Origin of the sequence: Psychrilyobacter sp. (assembly GCF_049671765.1) — a bacterium.
Classification (GTDB): Bacteria; Fusobacteriota; Fusobacteriia; order Fusobacteriales; family Fusobacteriaceae; genus Psychrilyobacter.
The window spans coordinates 1-23546 of record NZ_JBATVM010000230.1 but is presented as its reverse complement, the minus strand read 5'-3'; the positions used below and the strand labels follow the sequence as shown (position 1 = coordinate 23546).

The 23546-nt window shown below is 30.1% G+C and carries 24 protein-coding genes; all 24 read right to left on the bottom strand.

Annotated features, from left to right (window positions below; translation table 11 throughout):
* Window positions 1-94: 94 nt before the first annotated feature.
* Window positions 95-574 carry a type II secretion system protein gene (locus WBG30_RS11000; RefSeq protein ID WP_424504705.1) on the bottom strand — a complete coding sequence of 160 codons (480 nt, stop codon included), beginning with the start codon at window positions 572-574 and terminating at the stop codon, window positions 95-97.
* A gap of 47 nt (window positions 575-621) precedes the next feature.
* The gene (locus WBG30_RS10995; protein ID WP_424504704.1) at window positions 622-1128 is read right to left on the bottom strand and encodes a type II secretion system protein; all 507 of its coding nucleotides are present in this window, start codon (window positions 1126-1128) and stop codon (window positions 622-624) included.
* A gap of 221 nt (window positions 1129-1349) precedes the next feature.
* The gene (locus WBG30_RS10990; protein WP_424504703.1) at window positions 1350-1829 is read right to left on the bottom strand and encodes a pilin; all 480 of its coding nucleotides are present in this window, start codon (window positions 1827-1829) and stop codon (window positions 1350-1352) included.
* A 108-nt stretch (window positions 1830-1937) separates the two neighbouring features.
* Window positions 1938-2453 (bottom strand): hypothetical protein, encoded by a 516-nt coding sequence (locus tag WBG30_RS10985; RefSeq protein WP_424504702.1) that lies wholly within the window; start codon window positions 2451-2453, stop codon window positions 1938-1940.
* Between the two features lie 225 nt (window positions 2454-2678).
* Window positions 2679-3431, bottom strand: coding sequence for a hypothetical protein (locus WBG30_RS10980; RefSeq protein WP_424504701.1), 753 nt, complete (start codon window positions 3429-3431; stop codon window positions 2679-2681).
* Window position 3432: 1 nt separating this feature from the next.
* Complete coding sequence (locus WBG30_RS10975) at window positions 3433-4191, bottom strand: ABC transporter ATP-binding protein (protein ID WP_424504700.1); 759 nt, start codon at window positions 4189-4191, stop codon at window positions 3433-3435.
* Between the two features lie 16 nt (window positions 4192-4207).
* Window positions 4208-5407 (bottom strand): type II secretion system F family protein, encoded by a 1200-nt coding sequence (locus WBG30_RS10970; RefSeq protein ID WP_424504699.1) that lies wholly within the window; start codon window positions 5405-5407, stop codon window positions 4208-4210.
* Window positions 5408-5435: 28 nt separating this feature from the next.
* Window positions 5436-7160 carry a type IV-A pilus assembly ATPase PilB gene (gene pilB / locus WBG30_RS10965; protein WP_424504698.1) on the bottom strand — a complete coding sequence of 575 codons (1725 nt, stop codon included), beginning with the start codon at window positions 7158-7160 and terminating at the stop codon, window positions 5436-5438.
* Between the two features lie 104 nt (window positions 7161-7264).
* Window positions 7265-8614 (bottom strand): hypothetical protein, encoded by a 1350-nt coding sequence (locus WBG30_RS10960; protein ID WP_424504697.1) that lies wholly within the window; start codon window positions 8612-8614, stop codon window positions 7265-7267.
* Window positions 8615-8745: 131 nt separating this feature from the next.
* Window positions 8746-10104: a hypothetical protein gene (locus WBG30_RS10955; RefSeq protein WP_424504696.1), complete on the bottom strand. Its 1359-nt coding sequence runs from the start codon at window positions 10102-10104 to the stop codon at window positions 8746-8748.
* Between the two features lie 215 nt (window positions 10105-10319).
* Complete coding sequence (rpsR, locus tag WBG30_RS10950; protein WP_424504695.1) at window positions 10320-10544, bottom strand: 30S ribosomal protein S18; 225 nt, start codon at window positions 10542-10544, stop codon at window positions 10320-10322.
* Window positions 10545-10562: 18 nt separating this feature from the next.
* A complete protein-coding gene (locus tag WBG30_RS10945; protein WP_424504706.1) occupies window positions 10563-10997 on the bottom strand; it encodes a single-stranded DNA-binding protein in 435 nt (144 codons plus the stop codon).
* A 41-nt stretch (window positions 10998-11038) separates the two neighbouring features.
* Window positions 11039-11323, bottom strand: coding sequence for a 30S ribosomal protein S6 (rpsF, locus tag WBG30_RS10940; RefSeq protein ID WP_424504694.1), 285 nt, complete (start codon window positions 11321-11323; stop codon window positions 11039-11041).
* 138 nt (window positions 11324-11461) lie between these two features.
* The gene (gene ftsZ / locus WBG30_RS10935) at window positions 11462-12520 is read right to left on the bottom strand and encodes a cell division protein FtsZ (protein ID WP_424504693.1); all 1059 of its coding nucleotides are present in this window, start codon (window positions 12518-12520) and stop codon (window positions 11462-11464) included.
* 26 nt (window positions 12521-12546) lie between these two features.
* On the bottom strand, window positions 12547-13845 hold the full coding sequence (gene ftsA, locus WBG30_RS10930) for a cell division protein FtsA (protein WP_424504692.1): 1299 nt from the start codon (window positions 13843-13845) through the stop codon (window positions 12547-12549).
* Window positions 13842-14531, bottom strand: a complete 690-nt coding sequence (locus WBG30_RS10925) for a cell division protein FtsQ/DivIB (RefSeq protein ID WP_424504691.1) — start codon at window positions 14529-14531, stop codon at window positions 13842-13844. Before WBG30_RS10925 ends, ftsA begins: the two co-directional genes overlap by 4 nt.
* Window positions 14532-14603: 72 nt before the next feature.
* Entirely contained in the window at window positions 14604-15473 is an 870-nt protein-coding gene (locus WBG30_RS10920) for a D-alanine--D-alanine ligase (protein ID WP_424504690.1), read from the bottom strand.
* A 10-nt stretch (window positions 15474-15483) separates the two neighbouring features.
* Window positions 15484-16326, bottom strand: coding sequence for a UDP-N-acetylmuramate dehydrogenase (gene murB, locus WBG30_RS10915; protein WP_424504689.1), 843 nt, complete (start codon window positions 16324-16326; stop codon window positions 15484-15486).
* A complete protein-coding gene (gene murC / locus WBG30_RS10910) occupies window positions 16323-17651 on the bottom strand; it encodes a UDP-N-acetylmuramate--L-alanine ligase (protein ID WP_424504688.1) in 1329 nt (442 codons plus the stop codon). Before murC ends, murB begins: the two co-directional genes overlap by 4 nt.
* A complete protein-coding gene (murG, locus tag WBG30_RS10905; RefSeq protein ID WP_424504687.1) occupies window positions 17652-18722 on the bottom strand; it encodes an undecaprenyldiphospho-muramoylpentapeptide beta-N-acetylglucosaminyltransferase in 1071 nt (356 codons plus the stop codon).
* Between the two features lie 47 nt (window positions 18723-18769).
* Complete coding sequence (gene murD / locus WBG30_RS10900; protein WP_424504686.1) at window positions 18770-20095, bottom strand: UDP-N-acetylmuramoyl-L-alanine--D-glutamate ligase; 1326 nt, start codon at window positions 20093-20095, stop codon at window positions 18770-18772.
* Between the two features lie 147 nt (window positions 20096-20242).
* Window positions 20243-21316, bottom strand: coding sequence for a phospho-N-acetylmuramoyl-pentapeptide-transferase (gene mraY / locus WBG30_RS10895; RefSeq protein ID WP_424504685.1), 1074 nt, complete (start codon window positions 21314-21316; stop codon window positions 20243-20245).
* An 11-nt stretch (window positions 21317-21327) separates the two neighbouring features.
* Window positions 21328-22623, bottom strand: coding sequence for a UDP-N-acetylmuramoyl-tripeptide--D-alanyl-D-alanine ligase (locus WBG30_RS10890; protein ID WP_424504684.1), 1296 nt, complete (start codon window positions 22621-22623; stop codon window positions 21328-21330).
* A gap of 57 nt (window positions 22624-22680) precedes the next feature.
* Entirely contained in the window at window positions 22681-23241 is a 561-nt protein-coding gene (gmhB, locus tag WBG30_RS10885) for a D-glycero-beta-D-manno-heptose 1,7-bisphosphate 7-phosphatase (protein WP_424504683.1), read from the bottom strand.
* Window positions 23242-23546 lie beyond the last annotated feature (305 nt).

Here is a 23546-nt window from a genome sequence, read left to right as displayed (position 1 = left end):
TAGTACAGAAGGTAAAAAATGGTTAGATTATTAAGTTAATAAAACAAAAATGGTTTGAGAAATATATTTCTCAAACCATTTTTGTTTTATTAACTTAATAATCTAACCATTTTTTACCTTCTGTACTAAATTCTTCTGTATCGCCATCTGCAGTTAAATTTAATTCTAAATCATCATTACTTATAGTATAAGCAACTACTATTGAACTTGATGTTCCAGCAACTAATTTTACTTTATTTCCATAAACCATTTTTCCATTTTCAGCATCTCTTGAACCACCGATACCTACTAATGCAGTAGCATCTATCATTTCAGCAGTTTTTTTATCTAATTTAGCTTCTATTTCCGTTAATATTATTGTTACATCTGATCCATCAGTATCTTGAACCATTTTATCCACTAACACTACCGATCCCGCTGTTCTTGCTGCTCCTAATAATGCTAATGCTTTTGCATCTTTAGCTTTTGCCAACTGCTCTCTTAACTTTGGTGCTAATGTTGTTGCCAATATTCCGATTATTGCGATTACTACTAATAACTCAATTAATGTAAATCCTTTTTTTAACCTTTTCATATCAGTCCCTCCTAAAATAAAAATTCCTTTTATTTAACTTATTTTAATTAATATTCTAACCAAATTTTCCCTTCCGTGCTTTTATCTTTTGCTGGAGCTAGTGTTCCTGAGCTAGCAGCAGTTGCTTGCAATAACAATCCCATTTCATCTTCAGAGATTGTTATAGATGTTTTCGATGTTGTTAATTTTACATTTGAAGTAGCGTCTTGATAAATAGCAACCGTTCCACCATATACTAAATCTCCACCACTTGGTCTTATTCCTCCTACAGCGATATCTCCTGTACTAGTAATCAAATCATTTGATTTTTTATCTAATTTAGAAGTTATATCACCAAATGTTAATGATGCTGTAGTTGTTGAGCTTACCATAGCATCTACTAATGCTACCGATCCCGCTGTTCTTGCTGCTCCTAATAATGCTACTGCCTTTGCATCTTTAGCTTTTGCTAACTGCTCTCTTAACTTTGGTGCTAATGTTGTTGCCAATATTCCGATTATTGCGATTACTACTAATAATTCAATCAGTGTAAATCCTTTTTTTAATTCTTTCATGCTGTTTCCTCCTAATATTTTATCTTAATAATATATAATACTATAAATAGCCCTAAATTAAAATTAAAATTTACTTTCAAATGTAAAAAAAAAGGATAATAATAATATCAACGAAATATTATCTCATGAAATATCTCATAGATCTCAGTGAAACTAAAAAAAGATGACTTCTGCACAATACAGAAACCATCTTTTAATAATAATTTAATCACATTTTTATTTTAGTAACTTAACCAAGTTTTACCTTCTGTACTATGTGTATTAGCAGAAGTAGTTATGTTTTGTAAATTTAGTTCTAAATCATCATTAGCTACAGTATAGGTAGTTGAGATAGCAGTCCCTGATGCAGCTAACGTAACATTGCCGCCATAAACTAAATCTCCATCTGCTCCTGGTCTCGCTCCACCAATTGCTACTAATGCACCCGCGTCCACCATATCCGCAGTTTTTGAATCTAATTTGGCCTTTATCTCTGTTAAGTTAATTGTTAAAGCAGCTCCAGAAGTATCTTGAACCATTTTATCTACCAATACTACTGATCCTGCTGTTCTTGCTGCTCCTAAAAGTGCAATAGCCTTTGAGTCCTTAGCCTTTGCTAATTGCTCTCTTAACTTTGGTGCTAATGTTGTTGCCAATATCCCGATTATTGCAATTACTACCAATAATTCAATCAACGTAAATCCTTTCTTTAATCTTTTCATATTGATCCCTCCAAATAATTTATTTTTTCTTTAACTTAACTTATTTTACCCCAAAAATAAAAATTTCCTTTTTATTTTTATTTTCTTTATAAATATTTTTTTATTTTTTTACTTCATACTTTTTAATTTTTTCATTCCTATCGCTCTATATTTTTCATCTTTAGAATTTACCAATATACTCCAATATTTAGTTGCTTTTTCTAAATCTTTTTTATCTCCTAACTTCTTATATTGCCTTTCATATAGATAAGCTAACATATTTGTCAGAAGATCATCTCTAGTTTCATTTACTACCTTTTCAAAATTTACTAGTAGCCCTTCTACATTATTTTTAGAAGCTGCCATCATCCCTCCAAAGTAATTTTTTAATACCTCGTCGTCTGGATTATATTCTATTCCTTTTTCATATATCTCACTGGCTAGGTCAAATCTCTTATAGATCCTAATAAGACCTAAAATACTTCCACTGAAATTATAGTTTGTAAGAAAATAAGGATCTAAATATGACATCTTATCGGAATTATCTTTTATTTTTTCTACTACTAGTCCTGGAACCCCTCCTCCTCCTACAGTCAGTACTTGATCAATCCATATAAATCCCGTTCCTGCTTTTTTTATTCCCATAATTTTTAATAAAAGAGTATTTTGGTTCCTCCCCTCACTTCCTTTATATCCATTTTTTATTAAACCTTCCTCACTTTTTTTAAGATATGGATTTAATAACAATAATAACCCTAAACAACCTAATAGTATATATATTTTACTGCTTTTAATCAATAATATCACAACCTTTTTTTCACGAATTACATCATTTATAAAATTAAAATCTATTAACGCAAAGTTTTAGAGCTACAGTCTTTTCTTTTCAAAAACTATATTAGTAGCCACCACAACACATGTTATATAGATCAATACATAACCAACGATCATAAAATAATTGGTATCTCCTTGTTTTAAATAATCCCTATAATTTAATAAGTTAAATTTAGGCAAAATAATATATAATAAATCTAATACCCATTGAAACACACTTCCCGTTAATTTTTCAGATATAGCCTTTATCTCCATAACCCCATGACCTAATATATAAGTGAATAAAGTAAAAATTGTAGAAGTTACAAAAGAATCTGATATTATTGAGAAAAAAACTCCTAAAGTACTCACAATTGATAGTTTTAATCCTATAAAAAACAATGCACGTATATACCACCAATCAAATTGCCCTTTAGTATAGAGGATAAATCCCAATATAGAACCCATAACAAACACATTACAAAATACAGAATAAATTATCCCTAAGTTTATCCCCATAATATATTTAGACTTTGTCACAGCTTTGGTCAAAACCAAATAAATAGATTTTTCTGCTACCGCTTTTATAACATAGGTAGACGATATATATACAGTTATCAACATCACCAAAAATTCTGTAAGAAATAAGCCACTGTCTCTAATAACTCTTCCTCCCTCATAGAGAGCTACTTCATCCAATAAAGTTGTAAAAAAAATAGACAATATCCCAAAATATAAAACCCCATTAAAGACCTTATTAGATATATTTTCTTTCAATGTATACTTACCAATAGTCAGTATTTTTTTCATTTTAATTCTCTCCTACCTTTTTTATAAAATAATTCTTCAATAAAAAATCATCTTGTTCCAACATTATTTTCTTTATATCCAGTACTTCTACTAATTTTCCCTTATTAATTATAGCTACTCTATCTGCTATACTAGCTACATCTTCCAATATATGAGTATTAAAAAATATTGTAGTTCCTTTAGATTTCAACTCTAAGATTATTTCTATTACCAATTCACGAGCCAAAGGATCTAATCCTGACATGGGTTCATCTAAAAATAACAGTTTAGGGTTATTTAAAATAGCCTGAGCTATCCCTACTTTTTGTAGCATTCCCTTTGAAAACTTCTCTAATCGATCATTTTTTCTAGATATAAGACCAAGTTTATTTAATATTTTATCTATTTTTTCATCTAACTCACCTCTTGGTATATTATAAAGTTCACCATAATATTTCATTAGATCCATGAGTTTCATACTTTTGGGGTAATAAGAAATTTCTGGTAGGTACCCTACCTTCTCAAAATCCACTCCTTTTAGTTCTTTTTTCCCAAACACTTCGATCTCACCTTCATCTGGTTTTATCAATCCTAAGATACACTTCAATGTGCTTGTTTTCCCTGCTCCATTGAGGCCTATTATAGAAAAAATTTCACCTTCACCTACAGCAAAGGAAACATTTTTTACTCCTATATTCCCATTAACTCCCTTTATTTTTTTAAATATATCCCTTTCCTTATAGGTTAAAGAAACATTTTTTATAGAAATAACATTATTCATCACTCACTCCTTTATTTTATCCTACCATATCCGACATTTTAAACAATGGCAAGAACATTGCAATAATCAAAATTCCGACTCCTACTGCCATAAATAAAATTATTAAAGGCTCAAATGCAGAAAGTAAGTTCCTAACAGATTCCTCTAATTCCATTTCAGTAAAATCTGCTACTTTTTCTAAGATTTCGCTGAGCTGTCCACTCTCTTCTCCAACTTCAATCATATCTGTTACCATAGGTGGAAATTGACCACTATCTGCTAATGGTTTATATATACTAGCGCCATCTCTTATACTATCTTTTGCTTCTAATATAGCTTCCTCAATCAATGTATTCCCTACTATTTCCCCACATATATCAAAAGCCATAAGGATTGTTACCCCACTATTTAGGAGGGTAGACATAGTTCTTGTAAATCTAGCCATGGCAGTTTTTCTTACAAAGGTTCCCATAAGCGGCATTTTTAATAATGCAATATCAAAAATTCTCTTTCCTCTATGTGTCATCAAGGATTTTTTTATACCATAAAAAATCCCCCCTACTCCTAAAAAGAATAGATACCAATATTTAGAAGCAATCTCACTAGCTCTCATAACCATCCTAGTAAGAAGCGGCATCTCTACCCCTGTTCCTTCAAATAACAACATAAATTTAGGAATTATAAAAGCTAACATAAAAAACATTACAACTATAGCAGTAAAAAATACAATAGATGGATAGATCATAGCACCTTTTACTTTCCCCTTTATTTCTTCAGATTTTTCCAAAGAAGTTGCGACCTTCATAAGTACAGAATCTAACATTCCTGATGCTTCTCCTGCTTTTACCATACTTATATACAGTTTATCAAAATATTTAGGATGTTTAGCTAAACACGCCGCTAAAGGCATCCCAGCGCTTATTTCTTCCTTTATTTGAGAGATAATTTCCTTTAATTTGGGCTTTTCAATCTGTGATTCAAGTATCTCAAAACACCTAATAAGTCCTACCCCAGCGTTTATCATGGTAGATAATCCCCTAGTAAAAACTGCTATATCCTTAGCTTTTACCCTTTCAAACATACCACTTTTCATACTGAAACTAGCTTTTTTACTGGATTTAACAAGAATTAATTTTTGCTGTCTCAATATTTTTTTCAGCTCTGTAGGAGATTTGGCTTCCATCTCTCCATTTACTTTTTTACCACGACTATTCAAGGCAATATATTTATATAACATGACTTACACCCCTGTCTACTTTATTTTTTTATGACAGTGTGACTCTCATCACTTCATCTAAACTAGTAACTCCTAATTTAGCTTTTTCTAATCCTAATTCTCTCAAAGTATCCATACCTTTTTTTATCGCAAGATTTTTTATTTCTATACTTGTTGCATTTTCAGAAATAAGAGTTTTCATTTCATCATCCACTTCCATTATTTCATATATAACACTTCTTCCTTTATAACCTGTATTATTGCACTTCTCACAACCAGCTCCTATTTTAAAATCTATACTTTCATAATCACTTTTATCTAGATCCATAGCCATTAATTTATTGGCAGATTCGCCATCTTTACCAATACAATAAGGGCAGATTTTTCTAACTAATCTTTGAGCTATAACCATGGATATAGATGCTGATATCAAAAATGGTTCTACCCCCATATTCAACAATCTATGGATAGAACTAGCTGCATCATTGGTATGAAGAGTAGATAACACCAAATGTCCTGTTAAAGCAGCTTTAATAGAGATCTCAGCAGTTTCTCCATCTCTTATTTCCCCTACCATTATAATATCTGGATCCTGTCTCAAAAAACTTCTAAGAGAAGCAGCAAAAGTAAGACCTATATCCGGTTTACATTGTACTTGATTTATTCCTTCTAATTCATATTCCACAGGATCTTCTGCTGTAGATATATTAACATCTTCCTTGTTTAATTTATCTAATATAGAATATAAAGTCGTAGATTTCCCAGATCCTGTAGGTCCTGTCACCAATATAATTCCATAAGGATTTTGAATAACTCTATTTACTATTCTCAGCGCTTTTTCACCATAACCTAAAGCAGCTAAATCTAGCTGTACTGATCCTCTATCCAATATTCTCATTACTACTTTTTCTCCATGAATAGTCTTTAAAGTGGATACACGAAAATCAACTCGTCGATTTCCTATTTTTATTCTAAATCTTCCGTCCTGTGGTAGCCTTTTTTCTGCAATATCAAGATCACACATAATTTTTATCCTTGAAACTATTGCATTCATAATATGTTTAGGCATTTTTTTTACAGTTATTAGTAATCCATCCAATCTATACCTTATCCTTATGTCCTTTTCATATGGTTCTATATGTATATCACTTGCCTGTAGTTTTACAGCTTTTACTATTATGGCATTTACTCCTTTTACTACAGGTGCACTATCTGATCCCAAACTACTAACTATATCTTCGTCTTTATAGTTACTTTCAATCTCTATATCTTCTTCTGCAAATTTATTCAGTTCATCTAGTACGCTATCGGTTTGAGTCTCTGTTTTTTTATCTCTTTTACTAATATATTTCCCCAGATATTCCAGTATATTAGATTTCATAGCTAATACTGGCTTAATAACCATATTAGTTTTCATTTGTAGTTCGTCTATTAGAAATGTATCTTTGGGGTTTTCCATAGCTACCATGAGTTTTTTCCCGTTTATTCGTAAGGGCAAAATAATTTTTTCTTTCATATAATCTTCTGGTAAAATTGCTAACACTTCTAATTTTAAATCTGTCTCATCTATTACTTTTACCTTTACTTTATTTTGCTCTCCTAGAGCATCTAACATATTTTCCTCATCTAAATAACCTAATTCTATTAAAATTTCTCCTAATTTTTCTCCACTTTTCTTTTGTTCTTCCAAGGCTCTCTCTAACCCATCTTTTGTTATTAATTTTTTTTCTATTAAAATTTCTCCTATTCCCCGTCTTCTTTTTACTACCACCATAGTTTTCCCCTCTGTTCACATCATTGCTTATTTTTTCTATATCTTACATATTATATTATAATGACTTTTTTTTCCAGTCCTTAGATCCAATTACTATTTTTATTTTATTCATTACTTTCATCTATATTACTTTCTACTCCAAATTCATCTTTATTTCCATCAGTAACTACTTTTATTTTACTTTTTCTTTCTTTAACCTCATCGCTTACTTTAGAAGTAATCCCATCAAGTTTTTTAGATATAAAATAGGTTTTTTCAAATGTTTTTTTATGTCCTAATTTGTCATAAACAGAGAATAAGAGTATTCCTTTTGAACCACCTATTAATTCTGAAGTTGGTATTTCTACTATTCCATCATTCCACTTTAGAGTACTTGTTATAGAATTTTCCATAAAAGTAGTATATGACTGTCCATCAAGATTAAATTCACTATCCGATTTTGATTCATTTTCTACTGTGAAAATATAACTATACCCTGCTACTCCTACTAACTCTATTAATTTCGATAAATCTATTTGTATATTTTTGTTATCCCCGATTTCTCCTATAATCTCATTTTCTAAATATATCGTATTTATTTGCGTATCTATTACGAAATCAAGTTTTTTAGATATTCCTTTCACTCCAAATTCACTTATAGGTATAACTGTAACAGTATTTTTTCTATTACTTATAAATCCTTCTATTTTCATTGCTATTACTCCTGTTTCAGAAGAAATATCAACTACATCAATGTCATCATCATCATCTGTTCCATTATTGACCCCATCACCATTTTTTTCAATCCACAATTGTTTTGTTTTCACTCCTCCGCTTGATACTAGAACATATATTCCAGGAGTAGCTTCAAATGATCCTGGTCCTCCCTTTGTAAATATATATGATTTTCCTGAATCATCTACTATTATACCATTTTCTATCACATTTGTTATATTTATGGACTCTAGACTTGTAGTATCATTTTCCCAATTAGGTATATTACTAAGTTTTTCATAGATTTTAAGTTCCATTTCCCCAGTTGGAGCTGGTGTAAATGGTTCAAAAGAAATCTTTTCGCCACTTATTGCATGTTGATTTCCATCTATAGGATCTATAGTTATAGTTCCTGAATTTATTTTTATCAGTTCATTTATAAGATTATAACCTAATTCAACCTTTGCTATCCATGTCGTTACAACTTTAGGACTTTCTATTTGCTCACCTTCGTTTGTTGCTTTAACATCATGAGTTTCTTCATTTATACCATTTGTTATTACAAGACCACCGATTTGGAGCTTCTCTATTTCTTCAAATTTTTCACCTGTTCTTGACTTTATCGTTAAAATTAATGTATTTGAATTCAAATCAAATCCCACTTCCTCTATCCAAACACCTATTTCATTTCCACTAGGTTCTGTAGCAAAACTAAATACACTCAATAAAATAAATAAAATAAATATCTTATAACTTTTCATTTTCACTCCCCTCCTATAGGTTTTCTATTTAATAATATACATTCATTTCATTTCATTTCCTTCTAATATGAAAATGAAATAGGCTAGAAACATTTTCAGTTTCCAGCCTATAACTTTAATTATATATATTTCTATTTCTCATTTTTATCCTCAGAACTTTCTACTATATTACTATCTATCCCAAATTTATCTTTCTCTCCTTCTGTTACTATCTTTATTCTACTATTCCTCTGTTTTACTTCGCCCTCTATCTTTGATGTTACTCCACTTGATTTTACAGGAATAAAATAAGTCTTTTCAAAGGTTTTCTCATGTCCTAGTTTGTCATAGATAGTGAATAAAAGTGTTCCTTTGGAACCAGGTATAAAACCAAAAGTCTGAATTTCAACTATTTTATCTTCTCCATCTTCTTTAGTAATAGAACCTCTCTTAGGACTAATAAAAGATATTTTCTTTAATTTTTCTTCTTCCTGTATAGAATCTATTTCAATTTTATCCCCTACTTTTAAAGTGTAAGAATACCTATTTATTCCAGATAACTCTTCTATCTCAGATAGATTTATTTTGATTTTTCCATCGCTATCTAATTCTCCTATTATTCCACCCTCTAAATATGAGTCATTAACTTTGGTATCAACTACAAAATTAAGATCCTTAGAATTTCCTTCTACCCCATTTTCATTTATAGGAGTTACTCTCACAGTGTTAGCGCCTTCTTTAAAATCAGCCACCTCTACCACTTTTTTTTCATTAATTAAAATTCTTTCTTTTTCTTTAAATATACCATCAACTAGTTTTTCTATCTTTAATTCTTTTATTTTTTTTCCGTCAGCACCTATTTCAGGAACTGTAACATAAATTGCAGGTTCTTTAACATAGGATCTAGCTCCTCCCTTGGTCAAAATATATTCTTCGTTAGAAGAATCTAGTGCCGTTGTTTTTTCACCACCTCCCCAGTCATTTAGTTCTTCATAGGTTTTTATCTCTATATTTTTAGGAAAATTTATTTTTATAATGTCTGTAGTTCCACTACCGTTTGTAAAACTTGGCGACCCACCTCCATTCTTTATAGCAAATCTTAATAATTCTAATCCATCGCCACTATACGCATACTTAAAGGTGTTGCTTACCTTTTCAAATGACCTACCGAGAACACTTCCATTTACCTCAACAGCCATACTTTTTCCATCGTTACCTTTAAATGTTATTATGATTTTTTTGCCATCTTCCGACAATTCTCCTAATAAATCAGTAATCTTATTTCCTCCACCTTGTTGAAGGATTAAACCTACAACAAAATTTTTATCAAAATTTTCACTCAGTCGCTCTACAATAATTGTAGTAATTTCTCCTTCATTTCCCTGAACCGGTTCTCGATTACTTGAACTTGCATGATAGTTTGCATGAGAATTGTTTGTTTTTGAAAAAACACTTATACTCATTAGCAAAAACAATATAAATATACTATAACTTCTTATCTTATTTTCCATTTTCCTCTCCTCCTTATTTAATTTTACATTCATCTTTAATTTCTATTATATTTTTAATTCTACCCTATTTTTATTTTTTTTCCATACAATAAATTTTAAAGTTACTCTTATTTAGTTATTCTTCCTACTATAATCTTAATATATCAATTACTTTATCTTTTTTCTAGTCAAAAAAAAAAGCCAAGAAATAAATTCTTGGCTCAAAAAGTAATTTCTTACTTCTCCATGTTTGTGTAAGGTAATAAAGCAATGTTTCTAGCTCTTTTTATTGCTCTAGTTAACTTTCTTTGTAATTTAGCACTTGCACCTGTTACTCTTGCAGGATTGATTCTACCTTTATCAGACATGAATCTTTTTAATAAATCTGCATTCTTATAGTTTAACTCTTCAGCTTTAACTCTTAATTTTGCTCTTTTTCTTCTCTTTCTGAATTCTGCCAACTCAGTCACCTCCTAAAATTAGAACGGGAATTCGTCATCTTCTTCTTCGACAACGCCCGATTGCTTTGGTTCTGTATACTTTGGTTGATTATAGCTATTTGCTGTTTTTGGTTTAGAATTTGAATCTGTTTCAAAACTATTTGTTCCACTACTTCTAGACTCTAAAAATTCGATTCTATCCACAATAACTTCAGTTCTGTATCTTTTTTCACCATTAACTTCATAAGTACTCGTTTGAATCCTTCCTTGTACTCCGGTATTATTACCTTTTCTTAGGTATTCTCCAATCAATTCAGCTGTCTTACCAAAGGCAGCACAACTAATAAAATCTGCTGGATCATCTTTTCTCATTCTATTGACTGCTAGCGTGAATTTGCAATAAGCCATTCCACTTTGTCCATACTTTAATTCTGGATCTCTAACAAGTCTACCAGTTAAAACCACTAAGTTCATAGACATAATAGCCTCCTATTAAACAATTATTGAATTAAGAATTACTTATTCTTAACAATGATATATCTCATAACTTCTTCAGTAATGTTTAACTTGTTTTCTGCTGTTTGTAAATTTTGCCCTTCAGCTTTAAACGTAGTTAATACGTAGAAACCTGTTCCTTTCTTTTCGATTGGATAAGCTAACTTTCTTTCACCCATTTTTGTAGTTTTTAATTCAGTTGCGTTTGATGCTGTTAAGATAGCTTCTACTTTCTCAATGATAGCACCTCTGGCATCCTCCATAACTGTTGGGTTAATAATGTACATTATTTCGTAATTTGTCATCAATTTGACCTCCTTCCCTCTGGATTTTGTCCAAGTAATAAATCACTCAAACAGGGTGCATTAATTATATCATATCTGTAAAACTAAAGCAAGAGTAAATAAAAAACTAACCTATAAAATATAAGCTAGTTTTTTATTTTAATTATTTCTTCTCATCCAAGCTGGAACCTCTAAATCTTCCTCTTCTTTTTTTTCTACTATTTTAGCTAAACTTGGTTTTTCTATCGCTACTACTTTTTTTTCTGTTGCTTCGTCACTAAAGTTAGTTGCAACTAAAGTTACTTGTAATCTATCCCCCATTTCATCATCAGTTGTAACACCAAACATTACGTCATCTACAGATTTCCCTGCAGCTTCCTTTACCATGTTTGAAATTGCAAAAGCTTCATTTAATCCCAGTGCCGATGATCCAGATATATTGATTAATATCTTACTCGCTCCAGATATCGATTTTTCTAATAATGGACTTTGGAGAGCTTTTTCAGTAGCTTTTATAGCTCTATTTTCCCCTTCCATTTCTCCAAACCCAATCATAGCTATTCCTGAGTCTAACATAGTTGTTTTAATATCAGCAAAGTCTAAGTTTATTAATCCTGTTTTTAATATAAGATCTGCCAGACCTTTAATTCCAATTTTTAAAACATTATTTGCTTCCATAAAAGCATTTTGTAATGTTATAGTTTTTTCTGGTAATTCAAATAATTTATCATTTGGTATAATAATAAGTGCATCTACCGACTCTTTTAAATTAATTATTCCCATATCTGCATTTTTCATTCTACTTTTCCCTTCAAAAGTAAATGGTTTGGTTACTACTGCAACAGTTAATATTCCCATTTCTTTAGCTACTGTAGCTATCACAGGGGCTGCACCTGTTCCTGTTCCTCCACCCATTCCAGACGTTATAAATAACATATCTGTTTCCTCTAATAGAGTTTTTATCTTGTCTATATCTTCTTCAGCTGCTTGTTTCCCAATTTCTGGGTTAGCTCCTGCTCCCAGTCCTCTTGTTGATTTTTCCCCTAACTGTATTCTTATGTCAGCTAAAGAATTATGTAAATCTTGGGCATCTGTATTGGCTGCAATATATTCTACTCCCGTCACTCCTGCTTCAATCATATCATTTATTGCATTCCCGCCGGAACCTCCTATCCCCATTACCTTTATCTTCACCAAATGCTCATTCGTATGTATCATCCATCTTCCTCCTTAGACTATCAACTCTATATAAAATTTCCCAACCATTTTTTAAATTTAGACGGACTCTTAGTTCCAGCCTTTTTATTAACTACTTCTTTTTTCTCCACTTTATTTACTGGTTCTTCTTTTTCCTTTACTTCTTCTTCTTTTTTTTCCTCTATATTTGTTTTTTGAAGGTCACTATATTCATCTTCAAGAGCTGTAAGTAATACTCCCATCCCTGTAATACAAGCAGGATTTTTTAATGTAGTTGTCATTCCATCTATTTTAATAGTTGTTCCGATCCTAATATCATAATCTAGTAAAGCTTTTAACTTTTCTAATATCCCATAATCTCCTACAACACCTCCAGCTAATACTACACCATTTTTCAGGTATTCTTTATAACCAGAAGCCTCTATACTTTTTGAAATATATTCCAATATTTCATCGGTTCTAGCATCCATTATTTCTCTTAAATATTTAACATCAAAAGTTTTATTCAAACTTTCACCTTTTTCTAAGTAGGATACTGTAATTTTTTCATCTATTCCTTTATTTTTCACTTCTAATAAAAGATCCTTTACTACTTCACTATTTAATTCTAACACATATTTAAGATCATTAACATAGTGCATGCCACCTATAGGTATTACATTGGTACTAATAAGTCTATTATTTTTAAATATAGTTATCTCTGTCAAACCATATCCAATATCTACTAATGCTACACCATTTACTTTATCTATTTTTTTTAGAGTAGCTTTTGAAGATGCTTCTCCATTGTATATAATACTGTCTACTTCTATCTTTGCTTTATTTAGTGTCTCTACTATTTTTTTTACCTTTAGTTTAGGAATTCTTATTAGATGGACATTTACCTTTAATTTATTACCTACTTTCCCCACTGGATTTTTCATTATTCCAGAATCGTCTACCCTATAGTTATAAATTTCTTTGGCAATTACTTGCTCATCGTCTTTTACAACTTTCTCTTTAGAGATCTCAAAAATTTGATCACAGTGATCTTCAGTAACTTCTATTTCTTCATCAGAAAGTTTATACTCAATTTCGGTGGTACTAGATTTTATATCACTCCCACTAACACCTATAGTAGCTTTTTTTATTACTACTCCAAGTTTGTCTTCTAATCTTTCTTTTCCCAATCTCAGAGTTCTACTGAATAATTCTCCATCGATTATTTCACCTTTTTTTATTCCATTAGACGGGATAATAGTCTGACCTAATACCCTTATATTTTTGCCAGAATCATATAATTCTCCTACAATAATAGTTGTTTTAGATGATCCTATATCTATTCCTGTCCTTATTCTTCTCTTCATCTTTGATCACCCTCTATTCTTTTTATAATGTAGTCTTCAAACCTCAAATCAATATATTCTACTTTTTGTTCTTTATTATTTTGAAGCTTTACTTGATCGTATAATACCTTTACAACTCCATATTTTTTTTTGTTTACATCTATGTTTGTAATTATTTTAAGCCCTGTATTTGTTGTGATTGCTATCCCATTACTCACTTTATATATTTGGGATATTTCATCTTTAAAACTAATTTTTTTCATTATTGTAATAAATTCTTTTATCTCTTCTTCATGATCTATTCGAAATAAAGGCATGTTATATTTTTTACTCTCTTTCATGTACCCATATATTTTCCCCAACTCATCAGATACATAAAACTTTCCATTGTATTCTATATATACAGAAGGTTCCTTTTCATTTATATCAAACAATAAAATATCCGGCATTTGAGTTTTTATAACTACCTCCTTTACTCGTACATCCTCTAATATTTTATCTTTCATTTTTTTTTTATCTATCTCTAATATATTTTTACCTTCTAGATTTTTTATACTATTAACTAAATCATCTATCAACTCTAGATTTTTACTTTTTACGCTTACCTTGGTAACGTCAAATAAGGAGGCTCTTTTAAAGTCTCCATATTCAGTATAAGTATACCAACATATTATTCCTATAAACATAATTTGCAACACTTTTTTCATATTAGTTTCACCTAGTTTATTATTTTAAATATAACATTTTTATCTATTTTTTACAATACATCCATGAAATTATTATATTTTTGTTACATCTAATAACATTTTTTTTAAGATCATTTCAAAATTATATCCTTTTAACTTCCCTAATTTTGGCAATAAACTTGTAGTAGTCATTCCAGGACTAGTATTAACTTCTAAAAAGTATAACCCATCTTCAGACAAAATAAAATCACTTCTACTCATCCCTCTAAGATTTAATATTTCATGGATTTTAGATGCGATCTCCATAGCTTCTTCATAATAATTTTCTTCTATTATAGCAGGAACTTCATATGTAGTTTTCCCAACTGTATATTTTGACTCAAAATCATAGGTTCCAGAATTAGGTATTATTTTTACAACTCCTAATTTTTCTCCATTTAATATTCCGGCTGTCAGTTCTTCCCCAGCAACGAATTCTTCTATTACTAGATCTATTCCACTTAATTTTTCTACCGATTTTTTTGCTTCCTCTAAATTTTGACAGATATAAAGACCTACACTAGATCCCTCTTTAGAAGGTTTTATCACAATGGGATATTTTTTTATTTTATCTATATTAGTATACTTCATTGGTGTTTTAATTCCAAAATCATCTGCAATTATTTTAGTTAAAATTTTATCCATAGATACCGCGCTAGCTGTTACACCTGACCCTGTATATGGTTTTTTCAAGATGTCTAAAACTGCTTGCACTCTTCCATCCTCACCAAATTCACCATGTAAAGCTATATATGCTAAGTCATATTCATTTTCCATAAGTGCAGTTAAATAATTTTCTTCCACTAAATCTATCTTAAATGCATCATATCCTAAATTTAGAAGTCCCTGTAATATAGCTCCTCCACTCATTAGTGATATCTCTCTTTCTGAGGAGATCCCCCCCATCAACACTGCTATTCTCATATTATTTCTCCTAATCTTCAATAATTACGATTTCTTCTTCTAGTTCAATGCCTGAATCTAGTTTTACTTTTTCCTTTACTATCCTGATTATTTCAATAACATCATTATATTTAGCCTTTCCACAATTTTCTAAAAAGTTTGGATGTACATTAGATACTTGCATATCTCCTACTTTATGCCCTTGTACACCAGCAGCTATTATTAATTTCGCTGAAAAATGTCCTTCTGGATTTTTAAAAGTACTACCTAAATTAGGCATATTCAAAGGATGTCTCCTTTCTCTCTTTTTTTTTAATTCTATAACTCTTTCAGTATCAAATCCCACTTCAAATTTAAATATAGCACTTATTACTATCCAGTTTTTTCTCTGGATCTCTGTATTTCTATAAGTTACATAGATCTCTGATTTATTTATTTTTCTAATCTCAAAATTTTCATCGACTATCTCGACCTCTTCTATAGAATCAAAAACTTCAGAGCCATAAGCTCCTCCATTCATATAGATTAGACCTCCTACACTCCCTGGAATTCCTGCTAAATTCTCCAATCCTGAATAATCTTTTTCTTCTGTAAAATTAATCAAGTCATCAAAATTTAATCCTGATTCTACATAGACTCTTCCATTTCCTAGATCTTTTACCTTATTCAATCTATTCAAACTTATAAAAGATATATCCATGTCTCTATCTGGAATCAATGTATTAGTTCCATTCCCAATAAGAAAAATTTTTTCTCTCGTTTTTAAAATTTCAATTATTTCTTCTTTTTTCTCTATTATTATGAGTTCTTTAGCTGTCCCACCAATTTTCATATTCGAGTATTCCCTCATATGGTGGTATTTATATATTTTCATCTTACCTCCAACTTTTCAACTACTTCGTATGCCATCTGTGATATTGTCCCTGCTCCCATAAAAATATAGGTTCTGTCTTCAGATTTTACTTTTCCTAATATTTCTTCAACAGTAGTTAAAATTTTGGTTTTTCCTGAAGTATAGATATCAGCAGCTAATTCCTCCAACGTAATTCCGTAAACATCTTCCTCTCCTGCAGAATATATAGGAAGTAAGATTACTTCATCTGCCAAATCAAAACATCCACGAAACTCCTCATATAAAAATTTTACTCTACTATATCTATGAGGTTGAAAAATTGCTGTAATTTTTTTAGTTTCTATTTTTTTTGCACCTTCCAAAGTAGCTCTTATCTCTGTTGGATGATGTGCATAATCATCTATAATTCTTGTATTCCCATCTAGAAGAATATCATACCTTCTCTTGGCACCTTTAAATTTTTCCAATCTGATCTTTATTTCTTCCAAAGATACTCCTAGGGTATAAGCAAGATATATCACTCCTAAACTATTAGAAATATTATGTCTTCCTGGTACAGTCAATTTAAATTCTCCTAAAAGTTTCCCATTTAAAATAACATCATAGACACTCTTTCTATTTATTATTCTAATGTTATCTGCATATATCCCAGCTTTTTTATCAATACTATAAGTTAAAATTTTATCTTTAGATCCCATTATATTTTCTGATTCTATACAATCAATATTAAGTAATGTAAGCTTTTTAGTTTGCTCATAAAATTGGATAAATGATTTTTTTATATTTTCAAAGCTACCATGATTTTCTAAATGATCTGCCTCTATATTAGTTATGATAGAGTATTCTGGTAATAAATATAAGAAAGAATTATCACTTTCATCTGCTTCTGCTATCAAAAATTTCCCTGTACCACAACATGCGTTTGAGTTTATCTCAGGTAAAATCCCACCTACTATAATAGAAGGATCTAGTGGTAACATCACAGCTCCTAGCATAGAACTAGTAGTAGTTTTCCCATGAGTTCCAGCTACAGCTATTCCAGATTTTCTATTGAATAATCTAGCCAAAAGTTCCCCTCTTTTTATAATTTCTATTCCATTTTCCATAGCATATTTATATTCCGGGTTATTTTCCTTAATGGCACTTGATCTAACTACAAGATCAATTCCTTCTACATTTTTTGCATCATGTTTATAGTGTATTTTTATTCCTAAACTTTCAAGTTCTACACTCACATTTTTTTTAGTTTGGTCTGACCCGCTCACAGAATATCCGCTCTTTGCCATTATCTTAGCCAAACCACTCATACCTATACCATTTATTCCTATAAAAAATACTTTTTTCATCTATTTATTCCCCCAAATTTCTAAAGCATCCACTATTTTTTCTGCTGAATTTCCTTTTTTCATTCTTTTTAATGCAGCTTTCATTTCTGTTAATTCGTGTTCATTTTTTACTAATTCCAAAGCCATTCTAACAGCATTTTGAGCTTCTCCATCTTTATAAATCAAACTAGCTTTGTTCTTTGTAAGGATCTTTGTATTTTCAAATTGTCCGACTTCACGAAGTTGATACGGTATTAATATAGATGGTTTCCCTAATTCTATTAATTCTGAGATTGTCAATGCTCCCGATCTACACAATACTAGGTCAGCAGCACACATTATATTGGCCATATTCTCAAAATATGGTTTTATTTGATCAGTTAATTTATATTTAGATAATTTTGACATAACCTCTTCATAATTTTTTTCTCCAGTAGCCCAATATATCCTTGTATTTTTTTCCTTTAAAAATGAATCCCATTCTTTAATCAATGCTTCATTTATACTTCTTGCTCCTAAACTCCCTCCCATAATAAGAATTATTTTTTCCTGTTCTTCTAATTTTATTTTTTCCCTTTCACTATGAGAATTTAGAGTATAAAATTCCTTTCTTAAAGGGTTTCCTGTGACCTGTAATTTTGACTGGTATTTTGATGGTAACTCATCATAAGTTAGATCAAAAGCTAAAAATATCTTTTTACAAAATCTATAAAATATCTTATTAGCTAATCCTAAAGTAACATTCTGCTCCTGTAGATATATAGGAATTTTTAAAACTATTGCACCTAATAGGGTAGGAATAGAAATATAGTTTCCAAACCCAATTACTGCATCAGGTTTTTCCGTCCTCAATATTGATATAGCTTTTCTTGTAGCTTTAAGAACTTTTATTATTGCCTTAAAATTTCTTAAAGGTAGAACATCTAATCCTATAAATTTATGTCCGGCATTAGGAACAATCTCTTTTTCCATCCTATGGTTAGTACCTATAAAAAGCAAATCTATTTTTTTCTTTCGCAATTCATCTGCTACTGCCAAGGCAGGATAGATATGTCCTCCTGTCCCTCCAGCAGTCAAAATTATTTTTTTCATATATATCTCCCTGATAGGAATTTTACCTATCGTTTAATTAACTATTATTAACTCTCTTCTTTAAATTTTTCTAAAACCAGTTTTTTAAATATCTTTCCTCTCTCTTCAAAACTTTTAAATTGATCAAAGCTAGATGTAGCGGGAGAAAGTAGTACTGTTAGATTTTTACTACCATCCATATTCTTTATTTTTTTCTCCAGTGTAATTAATGCTTTTTCCAGAGTTTTTGTAGTATAAATATCCTCCTTAGGATAGTTTACTGACAATAGTTTACTCTCCAGTTTAGGAGCTAATTCTCCTATTAAATATATTTCTTTTACACTTTTTTTTATCTTCTCAATAAGGGGTGTTAATTCTAGGTTTTTATCACACCCACCACATATGAGTATTGGTTTTTCAAAAGCTCCTATAGCTTTTATCGTGGATTCCAAGTTAGTTCCTTTGGAATCATTTATAAATTTCACAATATTTTTTTTTATTTTATAAGTATAAAAATCCTCCATCCTATGCTCCAAACTATTGGTGTTTTCTAAAAAATTTGATATAACATTATTATCTATACCAATTAATTTAGCAGTTCCTACTACAAATAACATATTTTGTAAGTTATGTCTTCCTTTAAGTGAAAAATTATCTATAGCCGTTATTTGTTCCCCTCTAAAATAGAGGTTATTTTCATATACACAAATATCAGTATTTTCTTCTAAAGAAAGTTTTAAAATTTCTCCATTAATACGATCTAATCTTTTGGTTATCTCTAAATCATCTATATTTATTATAAATTTATCTTTAGAATTTTGATTCATTCCTACATTAAATTTTGTATCGTAGTATTCATCAGCATCCCTATATCTATTTAAATGATCAGGAGCAAGGTTAATTATCATAGCTATATCAGCTTTAAACTCATATAAATTTTCTAGTTGATAAGAGCTCAGCTCTAAAACTATATATTCATATTTTTCTTTTTCTAAAACAGCTTCTGAATATGGAGTCCCTATATTCCCTGCTGCTATACTCCTAATTCCTGAGGCATTCAATAATCCAGCTAATTTACTTGTTGTTGTTGTCTTCCCATTAGTTCCTGTAATAGCTATAATTTTTGTCTTAGAAGTTTTTTTCATATAATTATACGATACTTCTATCTCATTGACTACTTTGATCCCTTTTTTCTTGGCCTTTTCAATTAGATCATTATAGGGTATTCCTGGACTTTTTACAAACAGATCTACGCCTTCTAAATAAGCTACCGCATCTGTAGACGAAACACCTATTTTGTCATCTACAAGTACTGTTTCCCATTTGTTCTTTTCAAGTAATTTAATTACACTTTTACCACTAATTCCAGCTCCATATATCATAGCTTTTTTCATTTTATTACCACCTTTTTTTTTCATAGATTTATGTAGGGGGTAATTTATGAATTACCCGTACCATAAATTTTATTCTTTTTAGTTATTCAATCTGTAATCATTTTTCTACAAATCTGTGACCAAGGTTTTAATTATTTATTCTTTTTTCTATCTCAGCTTTAATATTATCAAGCTTCCTATTCCACACAATAATCCTATTATCCAAAATCTAATAGTTACCTTAGTTTCTGCTAACCCTTGTAACTCAAAATGATGATGGATAGGAGCCATCCTAAATATTCTTTTCTTTCTCATTTTATATGAACCCACTTGTAGTATTACAGATACCGCTTCTACTACAAATACAAATCCAATTAAAAGAAATAGTAATTCTTGTCTTAAAAATATTGCAACTACTCCTAGTAACCCACCTAACATAAGAGACCCAGTATCTCCCATAAAAATTTCGGCGGGATAAAAATTAAACCATAAAAACCCTAATCCTGCTCCTATTAAACCAGTCAAAAATACTGTGATTTCTCCTGTTCCTGCTATATAATAAAGATCAAAATGTTGACTTAACTCTGTATGTCCTGTAAAGTATGCTATTAGCCCTAAAATAGAAGCTGCTATCATTACCGGCATAATTACAAGCCCGTCTAATCCGTCTGTTATATTTACAGCATTTGAGCTTCCTATCAATACCAAAAGTATCCACCCTAATAATGGAGCAGTTCCTATATACAAATAACTCTTTGAAAATGGGTTCATTATTCCAAAATCTAACTCTGTTTGTGATATCCCAAATTTAATTATAAATAACCAAGTCAAGATAGCTATCAATCCTTGCCCTAACATTTTTTTTCTACCTGATAAACCTTTTTTACAGACTGTAAGTTTTCTATAATCATCTAAAAAACCTATACTACTAAATAAAAGCATGCATAAAAGTAACATCAAGTTAAATTTATTGGTCAAATTTCCCACTATTAAATTAGTTATTGTTGCGGAAAAAACTATTAATACTCCTCCCATTGTAGGAGTTCCTGTCTTTATAAAGTGTGTTTTTGGTCCCACATCTTTTGCTTCATCACCTATTTTTCCTTTTTTTAAATACGCTATAAATGGCTTTCCTAACATCATAACAATCATAAGTGATATAGCAAATCCTAAGAACCCTCTCAAATAAATTGATTTTAAATACGCTAAATTTTCATACTTTCCCGCCAAATAATATAACATCTATCAATCTCCTAATCTAAAATTTTATTCAAACAAATACCATTTGAAGCTTTTAAAAATACTGCGGCTCCATTTTTTACCGACTTTACTTTGTCTCTTATTTTTTCTACAGTCTCAAAATAAAAACACTTTTTATGGTCTAATTTCATGTATAAGTTTTTCATCTCTTTTCCCACTAAAAAGATCTCATCTAACTCTAAATTTTCTATAGTCTCTGCCAATTTTTCGTGTAGTTTTATACTTTCTTTTCCCAATTCCAACATATCTCCTAAAACTGCTACTTTATAGTCATCTTTAAAAATTTCATCAAAAGTTTCTAGTGACACTTTCATAGCTACTGGACTGGCATTATAGGCATCATTTATAAAAATTTTTCCATTTTGCTCAACTCTTTCAAACCTCATTCCTGTTAACTTTAAGTTTTTGCAGGTATCTAAAATTTCTTCTCTAGATATTCCCATCTTTAAGCCTACAGTTATGGCTAAGGCTATATTTATAGAATTATATTCTCCATAAAGGTTAGAACGTACTTTCATTTCCTCATCTAAAAAAGATAGTTTAAACTCTCCCCCTCTTTTATCTTGATGAAAACCCTTTATGATATAATCATTATTTTTATTTTTCCCCACTTTAATAGCTTCTGCATTTTTAAAATAAGGATCATCTCCATAGACCACTCTTAATTCTGGTTTTACAAACTCAAAAATTTCTGTTTTTGCTTTAAAAACATTATCTCTATTTTCTAAAAATTCCAAATGAGAGTCCCCTATATTAGTCACAATAGCATAATCTGGACTAGCAATCTTTCCTAATAGTCTGATCTCTCCTAGATGACTCATCCCCATCTCTAAAGTTAAAAATTTATCATCTTCCTCTAGTTGTAGGATAGTCAATGGTAGACCAATATGATTATTATAATTCCCCTGTGTTTTCTTCCCTTTATATTTTTTAGATAAGATAGAGTAAAGTATATCTTTTGTAGAAGTTTTTCCTTCACTACCAGTAATTCCTATGACTGTTACGTCTAGCCTTTCCCTATATTTTTTAGCTAATTCCTGCAAGAATAAGATACTATTTTCTACATATATAGCTCTCTCATCTTCTATTTTAATATTTATATCATCATAAAATGCCAAACAAGCACCTTTTCCCAATACATCTTGAATATATTCATTTCCAGATCTTATTCCAATAAAAACATCATTTTCTTTTATCTTCCTACTATCTATAAGGATTTTTCCTATTTTAATATCTTTGAGATGTTTTTTATCAGGAAACATTTCATTAAAAAAACTTAATTTTTGCATACTTCTGTATCTCCTTATTATAACAATTTTTAACCCTTTTCTCAATCACTCTTAATGTTAAATTTTAACCTCTTCTTTTAATTTTTTTGCAAATTCATATAATGTTTCGTGTACTTCAAATAAACCTTTACTTTTTTTCTCTTCTTCTAATCCGTGACCTGTTTTTACTAATATTGATCTCATCCCTAGATTTTTTCCAGCGTTTACATCACTAATCTTATCCCCAACCATAATTGAAGATGAAAAATCTATACCTAAATCTTTTTGTGCTTGTAAAAACATTCCCGGTTCAGGTTTTCTACAATTACAATTTAATTTATACTGGCCTATTCCCTTTTCCGGGTGATGTGGGCAATAATAAAACCCATCTATATGCCCTCCTATCTTTTCAACTTCTCTTTGAAGATAATCATGTAGAATTTTCACACTATTTTCATCATAATAACCTCTTGCTACCCCAGATTGATTTGTCACTATCACAACTAAATAATCTAGATCATTGAATATTTTTATAGCTTTTTTTGCTCCATCTATGAATTCAAATTCTTCTACTTTATGAAGATAATCTTTTTCAACGTTTATATTTCCATCTCTATCCAAAAAAACACACTTTTTCACAACAATCCTCCCATTATAATTTCCAACCTTTACATTATATAAAATTTTTTCACTTTATAACAGATTTTATTTAAAAAATACATTTTTTTTCATAAAATTTCAATATCCTATATTTTAAGCAGTAAAATTCCTCAAAGTAGATTCTACTTCTAGGACTTTATTATTGTTAGTATACATAAAAAAGCCATCAAAATAAATTGATGGCTTTTCTTAGTTTTGAATCTCTTCAAAAAATAAAAAAGACTTGGCAAGTTCCTATCCTCCCAAGGGGCTGCCCCCTAAGTACTTTCGGCGTTTACGGACTT